Raw genomic sequence first — 14,513 nt, forward strand, 5'->3', positions numbered from 1 at the left:
TTTTTTTAAAAATAAGCACTTTTTGGAGTTCTAGGAAAAGGTATTAAATCTTTTATATTTTTAATTCCAGTTATATAAGAAATTAATCTTTCAAAACCTAAACCAAAACCAGAGTGAGGAACAGTACCATATTTTCTTAAATCTCTATACCACCAATAATCTTTTTTTTTAAAATTCATTTCTTTTAATTTTAAATCTAATATATTTAATCTTTCTTCTCTTTGTGAACCACCTATTATTTCTCCTACATTAGGAAACAATATATCCATAGCGGCAACTGTTTTATTATCATCATTTAATCTCATATAAAATGCTTTTATTTTTTTAGGATAATTATTTATAATAATTGGACAATTAAAATAATTATTAGTTAAATAAATTTCATGTTCTTTATAAATTTCTGAACCCCAAAATATTTTTCTATTAAATAATTTATTTTTTTTATATAAAATTTCTATAGCTTCACTATAATTTATTTTAATAAATTCAGAATTAATATCTTTTTTTAATTTTTTGACAATGTTACAATTAATATTGTTTGACAAAAAATTAATATCACTGTCACATTTTTCTATTACTTTTTTAAATAAATGTTTTATTAATTTTTCTGATATAATATTAATATTTTTTAAATTAGAAAAAGATTTTTCTAATTCTAACATCCAAAATTCAGATAAATGTTTTCTAGTATTAGAATTTTCAGCTCTAAAAGTTGGTCCAAATGTATATACTTTAGATAAAGCACAAGCATATGTTTCTAAATGTAATTGTCCTGAAACAGTTAAAAATGCTTTTTTTTGAAAAAAATTATTTTTATTATCTTTTTTAGTATTAATATAAAATAAATCTCCAGAACCTTCAGTATTTAAAGTTGTTATTAATGGGGTATTGATTAAATAATATCCATTATCATTTAAATAACTATGAATTTCGTATGATAAAAAATGACGTATTCTTGAAATAACACTAATTAAATTAGTTCTTGGTCTTAAATGGGCCACACTTCTTAAAAAACTATTACTATGTTTTTTTAAAGATATAGGATAAGATTCTTTTTTATAAACCCAACCTATTATTTTTATAGTATTGGCATTTATTTCATATTTTTGTTTTTTACCTATAGATAAAATTAGTTTTCCTTTTATTTCTACTGAGCAACCGGTAGTTAAATTTAATATATCATTATAATTTGATATTTTTTTTTTTGCTATAATTTGAATATTATTAATATGTGAACCATCATATACTGATAAAAAAGAAAAACCTAATTTAGAATTTCTTTTTGATTTAATCCAACCTTTTATTGTAATTAAACTATTTATTTTAATTTTATTATTCCATATATCTTTTATTGATATTTTTTTCATATATATATATATATATTTTAAATTATTAAATATAAATATTAAAAATTTTTAAATAAAATTTAATATAATATATTTTATAAATATTGATTTAATAAAAAAAATAGATTATAATAAATAATTATGGAGGGGTGGCCGAGTGGTTTAAGGCAGCGGTCTTGAAAACCGCCGATAGGAAACTATCCGAGAGTTCGAATCTCTCCTCCTCTAAAAAAAATTATTATTATATAATTAATTAATATTTCTTAATAATTCGTTTATATTTGTTTTTTTTAAAGTTTGTTGATCTACTTTTTTTACTATAACAGCACAATATAAACTATATTTATTATTTTTACTCATTAAACTTCCTGGAACTACAACTGAACCAGAAGGAACTTTTCCATAATATATAATATCTTTTTGTCTATCATAAATTTTTGTACTTTGACCAATATATACCCCCATTGAAATAACAGAACCAGATTCTATAATTACACCTTCTACTATTTCTGAACGTGCACCTATAAAACAATTATCTTCAATAATTGTAGGTTTAGATTGTAAAGGTTCTAAAACACCGCCTATTCCTACTCCTCCAGATAAATGTACATTTTTACCTATTTGAGCACAAGATCCTACAGTAACCCATGTATCTATCATAGTTCCAGTATCTATATAAGCTCCAATATTTATATATGAAGGCATTAATATTACATTTGAAGCTATAAATGAACCTTTTCTAGCTGTTGCTGGAGGAACTATTCTTATATTATCTCTTAAGAATTCATTTTTTTGATAATTTTTAAATTTTAAAGGTATTTTATCATAATAATTACTTTCCTTACCTTTAATAAATTTATTTTTATTAATTAAGAAATATAATAGTATTGCTTTTTTAATCCATTCATATGATATCCATAAATTTTTTATTTTTTCTGCAACTCTTATTTTACCTTCATTAAGCATATTTATAACTTCATTTACACTATCAATTATTACTTTATTATAACTAATATTTTTATGATTTAAAAAAGCTTTATTTATATTTTTTTTTAAAATTTCCATATTTTTCCATTTATATATTTTTATTAATATTTATATTAAATTTTATTTTTTTTAAATTTTATATTTTAATATAATCAATATTTTCATTTTTTCTTAAAGTTAATATTTCATAACTATTTTTTGTAACTAAAACAGTGTGTTCATATTGAGCTGAAAATTTTTTATCAATAGTTTTTACAGACCACCCATCTTTATCTAAATAAGTTTCAAATTTTCCAATATTTAACATTGGTTCAATAGTAAAAATCATTCCTTGTTTTAAAATAATACCATTATCATAATCTTCATAATGTAAAATTATTGGATCTTCATGAAAATTTTTACCTATTCCATGACCACAGTAATCACGAACTACAGAAAAACCTTTTTTTTCTGCATATTTTTGTATAGTTTTTCCTATTAATCCTAATCTAATACCAGGTTTTATTATTTTAATAGATATATATAAACTTTTAAGAGTTTCTTTACATAATTTTTTTATTTTTTTTTTATATTTATTACCAATTAAAAACATTTTAGATGTATCTCCATAAAAACCATTTTTATATAAAGTAACATCTATATTAACTATATCTCCTTCTTTTAATTTTTTATTATTTGGAATACCATGACATACTACATTATTAACAGATGTACATATTGATTTTAAAAAACCTTGATATCCTAAACAAGCTGAAATTGATTTTGTTTTATTTACAATAAAATTATGACATAAATAATCTATTTTTTCTGTTGTAATTCCTGGTTTAATATAATATTCAATCATTTCTAATATTTGAGAAGCTTTTTTACAAACTATTCTCATTTTATTTATATCTTCATTATTATTAATTGTTATTTTCATTATTATTTTATAATTAATTTTATTTAAATATTTAAAATTAATTAATTTTATTATTATTTAATTAATATTTTAAATTATTTAATATTATAAATTTTTATTCTAAAATAAATAAGGTTTTAATTTATGATAAAAGTTTCTATAAAAGATTTATTATTAGCTGGTGTTCATTTTGGACATCAAAAAAGTTATTGGAATCCTAATATGAAACCTTATATTTTTGGTACCAAAAATAAAATACATATTATAAATTTAGATATAACTATAAAAAAAATAAATATTGCTTTAAAAGAAATTTATAAATTATCAACTAATAAATGTAAAATATTATTTATAGGAACTAAAAAATCTGTAAAAAATATAATAAAAAAAACAGCAATAAAATGTAATCAGTTTTTTGTAAATCATCGTTGGTTAGGTGGTATGTTAACTAATTGGTGTACTGTTAATAAATCTATCGAGTTATTAAAAAAATTAGAAATACAATCTAATAATGGTACTTTTAATAAATTAACAAAAAAAGAAGCATTAACTAGATATAAAGAACTTAATAAATTAGAAAAAAGTATTGGTGGAATTAAAAATATGGGTAGATTACCAGATGCTATATTTGTAATAGATGCATTATATGAAAGAATAGCAATTAAAGAAGCTATAAATCTTAATATACCTATTTTTGCAATAGTGGATACAAATTCTAACCCTGATGGTATAGATTTTGTAATTCCAGGTAATGATGATTCTATAAAATCAATAAATTTATATTTAAATTTAGTTTCTAATACAATTAATTGTATAAATTATTAAAATTATTTTAATAAATTAAATAATAAGAGATAAAAAATGAATAATAATTTAAATATAAATTTAATAAAAGAATTAAGAAATAAAACTAATGCTAAAATAATAGATTGTAAAAAAGCTTTAATAAAATCTAATGGTGATATACAAAAAGCTATTTATATTATGAGAAAAGAAGGATTGATAAATATATATAAAAAATTAACTAATAAAACAATTAATGGACTTATTTTAATAAAATTAAAAAAAAAATTAGGAATAATGATTGAAATAAATTGTGAAACTGATTTTGTATCTAAAAATAATTTATTTATAAAATTTTGTAAAAAAGTAATTAATACTATTTTTGAAAAAAATATTTATGATATAAATATTATAAAAAAAAAATTTAAAAAAAATGTAGAAAGATTAATTTATACATTCGGGGAAAATATTAGAATTAATAGATTAGGTGTTTTAAAAGATGATTATGTAGATTTTTATTTACATGATAAAAGAATAGGTGTATTAGTTTCTTCATATAATATTCCAAAATTGATATTAAAAAATATAGCTATGCATATAGCAGCTAGTAAACCAGAATATATAAATATAAAAGATATACCATTAAATGTTATAAATAATGAAAAAAAAATACAATTAGAAATTTTAAATAAAAGTAAAAAAAATAAAATTTTTTTTGAAAAAATAATTAAAGGAAGAATTAAAAAATTTATTAGTAATATAGTTTTATTAGAACAAGATTTTATTTTTGAAACTTCTAAAAAAGTAAAAGAAATATTAAAAGATTATAATTCTGTAATTAAAAATTTTATTCGTTTTGAATTAGGTGATTCAATTTAAAAAATTTTTAATAATGTTAAAATTAATTATTTTTATTAAGGAATAAAATGATAAATCAAGAAATTAAAAATACTAATATTAAAATGAAACAAAGTTTTAAATCTTTTAAAAAAAGTTTTATGAAATTACAAACTGGAAGAGCTTCTGTTAATATTTTAGATAATATTATGGTTATTTATTATGATAAATTAGTTCCGTTAAAAAAAATAAGTCATATTACAGTAGAAAATTATTACACTTTAAAAATTAGTGTTTTTGATCAATCATCAAAAAATAATATAAAAAAAGCTATTGTACAATCTAATTTAGGATTAAATCCTATTGATGACAAAAATAATATACTTATAAATATACCACAATTGACAGAAGAAAGAAGAAAAAAATTTATTAAAATTGCTAAATTAAATGCAGAAAATTCACGTATATCTGTACGTAATCAAAGAAAAGATAAAAAAATATTTATTAAAAAATTGATTAAAAATAATAAAATTAATAAGGATGAAGAACATTTTTTATTAAAAGAAATACAAAATATTACTAATAAATATATAAAAAAAATTGATAATTTTTTAAAAAAAAAAGAAAAAGAATTAATGAAATTTTAATTTTTAAATTAATAAAATTTAATATAAAATATGTTATAATAAATTTAAATAATTTTTATATTATAACATATATAAAATAAAAATTAAATAATTTTTTAAATTATTTAATAATTTATATAAAATTTTTTTTAATTTAAATTATTATATAAATATGAATATATCGGATTTTGTTCATTTAAGAGTACATAGTGATTTTTCTTTGCAAGATGGATTAAATAAAGTTGATTTTTTAATACGAAAAGCAAAAAAAATGAATATGAAATCAATTGCAATTACAGATTTTACAAATATGTATGGAGTAATTAAATTTTATAATAAAGCACATTTTTATGGTATTAAACCTATTATAGGTGTAGATTTTAAAATAAAATGGAATATTTTTGGTATTAAGAATTCTAAAATAACAATATTAGCAATGAATATGATTGGATATAAAAATTTAATTAAAATTACTTCATTAGCTTATAAAAATATACATAATATAAATAATAATTTAGAAATAAATTTTAAATATTTAGTAAAATATAATCAAGGAATTATCTTATTATCTGGAGGATGTTATGGAGATATAGGACAAAGTTTATTAACAAATAATAAAAAATCATTAATTTTTTTTTTAAATTTTTATAAAAAATATTTTAATAATAATTTTTATTTAGAAATAATGAGGACTGGTCGTATTAATGAAGAATTTTATATAAATTTAGTATTAAATTTATCTATTAATAAAAAACTACCTTTAGTTGCAACCAATGAAGTTTGTTTTTTAAATAAATCAGATTTTTATATACATGAAGTTAGAGTAGCTATTTATAATAAATATAATTTAAATAATTATTATCATAAAATTTATAGTGAACAACAATATATGCGTAGTTCACAAGAAATGTGTTCAATATTTTATGATATACCTTCCGCTATACAAAATTCTGTAGAAATATCTAAACGTTGTAATGTTATATTAAATTTAAATAAAAATTTTTTACCTAAATTTCATATTACAAAATTAAGTGAAAAAAAAATATTAATTTTAAAATCTAAAAATGGATTAGAAAAAAAAATATCTAATAATTTAATTTTTAAAAAAAATAAAAGAAAAATTTTTAAAAAATATAAAAAAAGATTATTAAAAGAATTAAATATTATAAACAAATCTAAATTTTCTGGATATTTTTTAATTGTTATGGAATTTATTCAATGGGCTAAAAAGAATAAAATACCAGTTGGTCCTGGAAGAGGTTCTGGAGCTGGATCTTTGGTAGCTTATTCATTAAATATAACAAATTTAGATCCAATTAAATTTAATTTATTATTTGAAAGATTTTTAAATTTAGAAAGAATTTCCATGCCTGATTTTGATATTGATTTTTGTATGAACAAAAGAGATAAAGTAATAAAACATGTTATTAAATTATATGGAAAAAATAAAGTAGCTCAAATTATTACTTTTGGAACTATGACTGCTAAAGCAGTTATTAGAGATGTAGGTAGAGCTTTAGGTAATTCATATAGATTTGTTGATAGAATAGCAAAATTGATACCTATGAATCAAGGGATTAGTTTAAAAAAATCTTTTAAAAAATCAAAAAAATTATTAGAAATATATGAATATAATGATGAAGCAAGAATTTTAATAAATATAGCTATAAAATTAGAAGGTGTAATAAAAAATGTTGGTAAACATGCAGGAGGAATAGTAATATCTCCAAGTAAAATTACTAATTTTGTTCCATTATATTGTGATCATAAAAGTAATAATTTAATTACTCAATTTGATAAATATGATATAGAAAAAATAGGTTTAATAAAATTTGATTTTTTAGGATTACGTACATTAACAACTATAAATTCTACAATAAAATTTATTAATAAAAAAAATAAAAAATATAATAATAATATTATTAATATTAATAATATTTCTTTATCTGATAAAAAAGTATTTTTAAAATTACAAGAAATAAATACAACTTCTATTTTTCAATTAGAATCATATGGTATGAGAGAATTAATTTATAAATTAAAACCAGATTGTTTTGAAGATATTATAGCTTTAATATCTTTATTTAGACCTGGACCATTACAATCAGGAATGGTAGAAAATTTTATAAACAGAAAACATGGTAAAGAAATTATTTATTATCCTAATATAAAATGGCAACATATAAGTTTAAAAAAAATATTAAAATCTACTTATGGGATAATTTTATATCAAGAACAAATAATGGAAATTGCAAAAAAAATAGCTAATTATACTTTGGGTGACGCTGATATATTATGTAGATCTATGAGTAAAAAAAATTTTTATGAAATGAAAAAACAAAAAAAATTTTTTGAATTAAAAGCTATTAAAAATGGTATTAATAAAAAATTAGCCATTAATATATTTAATTTAATATCAAAATTTGCAGGTTATGGTTTTAATAAATCACATTCTACTTCATATGCGTTATTATCTTATCAAACGTTATGGTTAAAAACTTATTATCCTGCAGAGTTTATGTTGTCAGTTATGAATTCTGATATAGATAATATTGAAAAAATTGTTAAATTAATTTATGAATGTTATAATATTAATTTAAAAATTATTCCTCCTAATATAAATTATAGTGTTTATAAATTTAGTATTAATAAAAATGGTGATATTATATATGGTATGGGTGCTATTAAAGGAATACAAAAAAAATTAATTAATAATATTATTTTATCTAGAAAAAAATTTGGTAAATTTATAAATTTATATGATTTATGTTTAAAAGCAAATATAAAAAAAAAACATATTAAAATTATAGAAAAAATTATTAAATCTGGATCTTTGGATTCATTTAATATTAAACGTGAAATATTAATTAATTTATTATCTAATACGATTAAATCTTCAGAACAATATCACTATAATAAAAAAATTGGTCAATTACAAATTTTTCAAAAAGATAATAATATTATTAAAATAAATAAAATTTTAAAAAAAAATATTAAATATTTTAAATATTGGAATAATAGTTTAAAATTAGAAAATGAAAAAAAAACTTTAGGTTTGTATATTACTGATCATCCTATTAATAAATATAATAATATTTTAAAAAAATATATAAATTATAATATAAAAGAAATATTAAATATTAAATATAATAAAGAAAAAATTATGATTTCTGGATTAATAACTTCTGTTAATTTTATAAATACTAATAAAAATGTAAATATATGTAAATGTATTTTAGATGATTGTTATAGTCAATTAGAAGTAATATTTTTTTCAAATATATTTAAAAAATATGTTAATATTATATCTAAAAATATTATTGTAATTATTAAAGGTTTAATACAATATGATGTTTTTAAAAATAAAAATAAATTAATAGCATATAATTTAATACATATTAATAATTTAGAAAAATATAAATTATTTTCTATAAATTTATATTTTATGGAATATCATATTAACAATATTTTTATTAAAAAAATATACAAATTATTAAATTTATATTCAAATGGTTATATAAAAATTATTTTTTTTTATAAAAAAAATAAAAAAATTAAAAAATTATTTTGTAATAATTATATTTATGTTAAATATAATTTAAATTTTATTAAAAAAATAAATTTATTATTTGGATTAAATAAAATAAAATTAAATTCTATTTATAAAAAGTAAAATAATTTAATTATTATTATTTTATTTAAACATTAAAATTATGTTATAATAATTTTAATTTTTATTATAATAAAAAATATGTTAAAATTTAAATTTATAAAAAATATAATTTATAATTATAATAAAATATTAATTGCATATAGCGGTGGTTTAGATTCAACTTTTTTACTTTATAATTTTATTATTTTTCGTAAATATTTTAATATTAATATTAGAGCAATTTATATCAATCATAAATTAAATTTTAATTCTAATATTTGGATTAATCATTGTAAAGAACAATGTTATATTTGGAAAGTTCCTTTAATAATAAAAACAATAAATATAAAAAAAAATAATATTGAAAATAATGCACGTATATTAAGATATAAAGTTATAAAAAAAAATTTATTAATTAATGAAATATTGTTAACAGCTCATCATATGGATGATCAATGTGAAACTTTTTTTTTATCTTTAAAAAGAGGAAGCGGGTCAAAAGGATTATCATCAATTCCATTTAAAAAAAAATTTTTTAATACAGTATTAATAAGACCTTTATTAAATTATACAAAAAATAAAATTAAAAAAATATCTAAAAATAATTTTTTAACTTGGATAAATGATTCTAGTAATTTAAATAACAAATATGATAGAAATTTTTTGAGAAATAAAATATTGCCATTAATAAATAAAAGATGGTGTTATTTTTTAAAAAATGTTAACAAAAGTATTAATTTATATAGTAATCAAGAAAAATTATTAAATAAATTATCTAATAATGATTTTAAAAAAATATGTCTAGGAAAAAATATGTTAAATATTTTATATTTAAAAAAAATAAATAAAATATATACATTTTATTTATTAAAAAAATGGATTAAAAAAAAAACTAATTATATCCCTTCATATAATATAATTAATAGTATATATAAAGAAATAATTAATCCAAATTTTAATATTAAACCTAAATTTATTATTAAAAATTATATAATAAAAAAATATTCAAAAAATATTTTTATTATAAATTTATTAAAAATATAATTTTAATAAATTTATTATTAAAAAATTAAATTTTTAAAAATAATTTTAAAATATTTTTAATATTCATAATTTGAATTGTATTATTAATTCTATTTAAATATTCAATATTTTTTTTTTTTAAATTAATATTATTAATTATTATAATATGAGGTATTCCTATTAATTTTATATCTTTTAACATAATTCCGGGACTTTCTTTTCTATCATCTAATATAATTTCAAATTTATATTGTTTAAATATAATATATAAAAATTTAGCTATTTTTTTTACATTATTAAATTTATGCATATTTATAGGTATTAAAGCAATTTGAAATGGAGAGATAGATATAGGCCATTTTATTCCATTTATATCATAATTTTGTTCAATAACAGCAGATACTATTCTTGTTATACCTATACCATAACAACCCATAATTAAATTTTTTTTTTTACCAAATTTATTTTGAAAATTACTATTCATAATTTTAGAATATTTATCACCTAACATAAATATATGTCCAATTTCTATGCTTTTTTTTATATATATTTTTTCTTTATTTTTATAATTTGTATCTCCTGTAATTACATTTCTAATATTCTTAAAAATAGGTAAAGGTAAATCTATTTTCCAATTAATTCCTATTAAATATTTATTATTAATATTAGAACCAGATATAAAATTATTCATTTTTGAAACAGAAAAATCAGCAATAATAGGAATTTTTAATCCTATAGGACCTAAAAAAATGGATTTTATACCTAAAAAATTATATATTTCTTTATCATTTAAAATATATAAAGGAGAAAATATATTTTTTATTTTTTCTGTTTTTAATAAATTTAATTTATGATCACCTCTTAATATTAACGCAATAAATGGATTACTTTTTTTAGATCCTTTTACAATAAATATTTTTAATATTTTTTTTATAGAAATATTAATTTTATAAGATAATTCTTTAATATTTTTAATATTTTTAATATATATATAAAATAATTTTATAATTGGTAATGAAATTTTATTTATTTTTCTTATAAATTTTGTTAATTCAATATTAGAAGTATAATTTGAAGGTTTTGTTATAGAAATTTTATTATCTCCATTTTTTGAAAATGAATGAAATTCATGAGATTTAGTTCCACCTATATAACCAGTATTAGCTTTTATTTTAACAAATTTTAATCCAATACGATTAAATATTTTTCTATAAGTTTTTTGAATTTTATAATATGTATTTTCTAAAGATTTATAATTTTCATGAAAAGAATAACTATCTTTCATAATAAATTCTCTTAATCTTATAGTACCAAATTTAGGTCTTATTTCATCACGAAATTTAGTTTGAATTTGATATAAATGTATAGGTAAAGATTTATAAGAATTAATTTCATTTTTAATTAAATAAGTAATTATTTCTTCATTTGTAGGACTTAATATAAAAGATCTATTATTTCTATCTTTAAATTTTATTAATTCATTTCCATATGTATTTAATCTATTACTTTTTTTCCATATATCTTTAGGTTGCATTATAGGTATTAGAATTTCTAAAGCACCTATTTTATTCATTTCTTCACATATAATTTTTTTAATATTATTTAAAACACGTAATCCTGTTGGAAGCCAAGTATATAATCCAGAAGCTAATTGTCTTATTAAACCTGCTCTAACCATTAATGTATGACTAATAGTATCTGTATAATAAGGTATTTCTTTTAAAGTTGATATTAAATATTTAGTAAAAAACATTTTATACCTTATAAATTAAATTATATTATTAAATTAACAATATAAAAAAAATGAAATTAGAAAAACATATTCCAGTATTATTAAAAGAATCTATAAAATCTTTAAATATTAAAAATAATGGTTTTTATATAGATGGTACTTTTGGACAAGGAAATCATTCTAAATTAATACTATCAAAATTAGGAAATTATGGTAAACTATATGCTATAGATTGTGATTATAAATCTATAAAAATAGCTTCTTCAATAAAAAATAATAAAATTAAAATAATACATGGATCTTTTTCAAATATTGAAAAATATATGAAAAAACATAACATGTTAGGAAAAATAAATGGTATTTTATTAGATTTAGGAATTTCTAATTTACAATTAAATAATTATAAAAGAGGTTTTTCTTTTATGAAAGATGAATTATTGGATATGAGAATGGATAATACTAATGGAATTCCTTTATATAAAATATTAAATAAAATTAATATTAATGAATTATCATTAATATTAAAAAAATATGGTGAGGAAAAATTTTGTTATCGTATAGCAAAAAAAATTATAATATATAGAAAAAAAAAAAAAATTAGAACAACTTTTGATTTATTAAAAATTATATCTAAAGCGATACCAATAAAAAATAAATTTAAACATTATGCTACTAAAAGTTTTCAAGCTTTAAGAATTTTTATAAATAATGAATTAAACAATATTAAGAAATTATTAAAATCTTCATTATCGGTATTATCCAAAAATGGTCGTTTATCTATAATAAGTTTTAATTCTTTAGAAGATCGTATAATTAAAAAATTTATGAAAAAATATAGTTCAAAAATAAATATACCTCAAGGTTTACCAATTAGTGAAAAAAAAATAAAAGAAATTAATTTTACAAAATTAAAAATTTTAAAAAAAATTATTCCTTCCCATAATGAAATAATTAATAATATTAAATCTAGAAGTGCAATATTAAGAATAGCTGAAAAAATTAATTAATTTATTTTTATAAAAATTTAATAAATTAATTTATTTTTTTAAATTAGAGAATTAAATATGTTTTATAAATTAATTACAAAATTATTTTGTAGTAAAAACATTAATATAATAAATAAATTAAAAAAAGTTGTAATAAAAATTAATAAATTAGAAAAATTTTATTCAAAATTATCTAATAAAAAAATAATAGAAAGAAATAAAAAGTTATATGTTATGTTAAAACAAAAAATTAATTTAAATATAATAATACCAGAATCATTTGCTTTAATTAAAGAAGTAAGTAAAAGAACTTTAAATATAAATTATTTTAATACACAATTAATTGGTGGTTTAATATTATGTCAAGGAAATATTATAGAAATGTATACAGGTGAAGGAAAAACACTAACATCTATATTTCCAATTTATTTAAATTTTTTACTTAATAAAAATACTCATGTAGTTACTATAAATGAATATTTAGCTAAACGTGATGCAAAAAATAATAAAATTTTATTTGATTTTTTAAATATTAGAGTAGGCATAAATTTAAAAAAAATGAATTATAAAGAAAAAAAAAATACATATAAATGTGATATTATTTATGGAACTAGTAGTGAATTTTGTTTTGATTATTTAAGAGATAATATGATATATAATTTTAAAAAAAAAGTACAAAAAAAATTAGATTGTGTTTTAATAGACGAAGTTGATTCAATTTTAATAGATGAAAATATAAATCCATTAATTATTTCAGGAAATTTAAATAAAAAAAAAAAAATATATTATGAAATAGATAAAATAGTTAATTTTTTAAAAAATGATAAAAATAATTATTTTTTAAATAAACAAAATGGTCAATTATATTTAAAAAAAAAAGGATTAATAATTATAGAAAAAATTTTAATTAAAAAAAAATTTATAAAAAAAAAAAAAGATTTATATCTTAATAAATATATTTTTTTAATAAATCATATTATATTATCTTTAAAAGCGCATTTATTATTTAAAATTAATATAGATTATATTATAAAAAAAAAAAAAATAGTTATTATAGATAAAAATACTGGAAGACTAGTATATAATAAAAAATGGTCTGATGGATTACATCAAGCTATAGAAGCAAAAGAAAATTTAAAAATTGATAATGAAAGTAAAATATTTGCTTCTATTACAATAAAAAATTATTTTCTTTTATATAAAAAAATATCAGGAATGACAGGAACAGCTATAACTGAATCTTCTGAATTTTATAATATTTATAATTTAGAAACATTTGTAATACCTACTAATTTACCTATAATAAGAAAAGATTTACCAGATTTATTATATATGACAAAAGAAGAAAAATATAATTCTATTGTATCAGATATTAAAAATAGAATTAAAAAATTTCAACCTGTTTTAATTGGTACTACATCTATAATAGAATCAGAAATAATTTCAAAAAAATTAAATAAAGAAAATATATATCATCAAGTATTAAATGCTAAATTTCATGATAAAGAAGCATATATTATATCTCAAGCAGGAAAACCTGGTAATGTAACAATTTCTACTAATATGGCTGGTAGAGGAGTTGATATTATATTAGGAGGAAATTTTAAAAATAAAATATCAAATTGTTTAAATAATAAAAA

Annotated in this window: 11 protein-coding genes and 1 tRNA gene; 8 read left to right on the forward strand and 4 right to left on the reverse strand. The window is 16.7% G+C overall.

Features of this window, described 5'->3' with window-relative positions:
* Window positions 1-5: 5 nt before the first annotated feature.
* On the reverse strand, window positions 6-1,367 hold the full coding sequence (gene asnS, locus C3B56_RS00200; protein WP_126071433.1) for an asparagine--tRNA ligase: 1,362 nt from the start codon (window positions 1,365-1,367) through the stop codon (window positions 6-8).
* 122 nt (window positions 1,368-1,489) lie between these two features.
* Here asnS and C3B56_RS00205 point away from each other — a divergent pair.
* Window positions 1,490-1,574: transfer RNA gene (locus tag C3B56_RS00205), tRNA-Ser, on the forward strand.
* Between the two features lie 21 nt (window positions 1,575-1,595).
* Here C3B56_RS00205 and dapD read toward each other — a convergent pair.
* Together dapD and map are read right to left on the reverse strand one after the other, a co-directional pair.
* Window positions 1,596-2,411, reverse strand: coding sequence for a 2,3,4,5-tetrahydropyridine-2,6-dicarboxylate N-succinyltransferase (gene dapD, locus C3B56_RS00210; RefSeq protein ID WP_126071434.1), 816 nt, complete (start codon window positions 2,409-2,411; stop codon window positions 1,596-1,598).
* Between the two features lie 58 nt (window positions 2,412-2,469).
* The gene (gene map, locus C3B56_RS00215) at window positions 2,470-3,255 is read right to left on the reverse strand and encodes a type I methionyl aminopeptidase (RefSeq protein ID WP_126071435.1); all 786 of its coding nucleotides are present in this window, start codon (window positions 3,253-3,255) and stop codon (window positions 2,470-2,472) included.
* A 123-nt stretch (window positions 3,256-3,378) separates the two neighbouring features.
* On the opposite strand from map, the gene rpsB reads away from it, so the two are divergent.
* The 5 genes from rpsB (at window position 3,379) to tilS (ending at window position 10,176) form a co-directional block, all read left to right on the forward strand.
* The gene (gene rpsB / locus C3B56_RS00220; RefSeq protein WP_126071436.1) at window positions 3,379-4,059 is read left to right on the forward strand and encodes a 30S ribosomal protein S2; all 681 of its coding nucleotides are present in this window, start codon (window positions 3,379-3,381) and stop codon (window positions 4,057-4,059) included.
* A 36-nt stretch (window positions 4,060-4,095) separates the two neighbouring features.
* Window positions 4,096-4,896, forward strand: a complete 801-nt coding sequence (gene tsf / locus C3B56_RS00225) for a translation elongation factor Ts (RefSeq protein ID WP_126071437.1) — start codon at window positions 4,096-4,098, stop codon at window positions 4,894-4,896.
* Window positions 4,897-4,943: 47 nt separating this feature from the next.
* Window positions 4,944-5,501 carry a ribosome recycling factor gene (frr, locus tag C3B56_RS00230; protein WP_126071438.1) on the forward strand — a complete coding sequence of 186 codons (558 nt, stop codon included), beginning with the start codon at window positions 4,944-4,946 and terminating at the stop codon, window positions 5,499-5,501.
* Between the two features lie 151 nt (window positions 5,502-5,652).
* The gene (gene dnaE / locus C3B56_RS00235; RefSeq protein WP_126071439.1) at window positions 5,653-9,153 is read left to right on the forward strand and encodes a DNA polymerase III subunit alpha; all 3,501 of its coding nucleotides are present in this window, start codon (window positions 5,653-5,655) and stop codon (window positions 9,151-9,153) included.
* 78 nt (window positions 9,154-9,231) lie between these two features.
* Window positions 9,232-10,176 (forward strand): tRNA lysidine(34) synthetase TilS, encoded by a 945-nt coding sequence (tilS, locus tag C3B56_RS00240; protein WP_126071440.1) that lies wholly within the window; start codon window positions 9,232-9,234, stop codon window positions 10,174-10,176.
* Between the two features lie 25 nt (window positions 10,177-10,201).
* On the opposite strand, the gene C3B56_RS00245 is transcribed toward tilS, so the two are convergent.
* Entirely contained in the window at window positions 10,202-11,908 is a 1,707-nt protein-coding gene (locus C3B56_RS00245) for a proline--tRNA ligase (protein WP_126071441.1), read from the reverse strand.
* Between the two features lie 50 nt (window positions 11,909-11,958).
* Between C3B56_RS00245 and rsmH the strand changes: the two genes are divergently transcribed.
* Window positions 11,959-12,894 carry a 16S rRNA (cytosine(1402)-N(4))-methyltransferase RsmH gene (gene rsmH / locus C3B56_RS00250; protein ID WP_126071442.1) on the forward strand — a complete coding sequence of 312 codons (936 nt, stop codon included), beginning with the start codon at window positions 11,959-11,961 and terminating at the stop codon, window positions 12,892-12,894.
* 57 nt (window positions 12,895-12,951) lie between these two features.
* A partial coding sequence (locus C3B56_RS00255) for a preprotein translocase subunit SecA (RefSeq protein WP_332840902.1) occupies window positions 12,952-14,513 on the forward strand: 1,562 nt, incomplete at its 3' end.

Origin of the sequence: Candidatus Annandia adelgestsuga, from assembly GCF_003956045.1 — a bacterium.
GTDB classification, from domain to species: domain Bacteria; phylum Pseudomonadota; class Gammaproteobacteria; order Enterobacterales; family Enterobacteriaceae_A; genus Annandia; species Annandia adelgestsuga.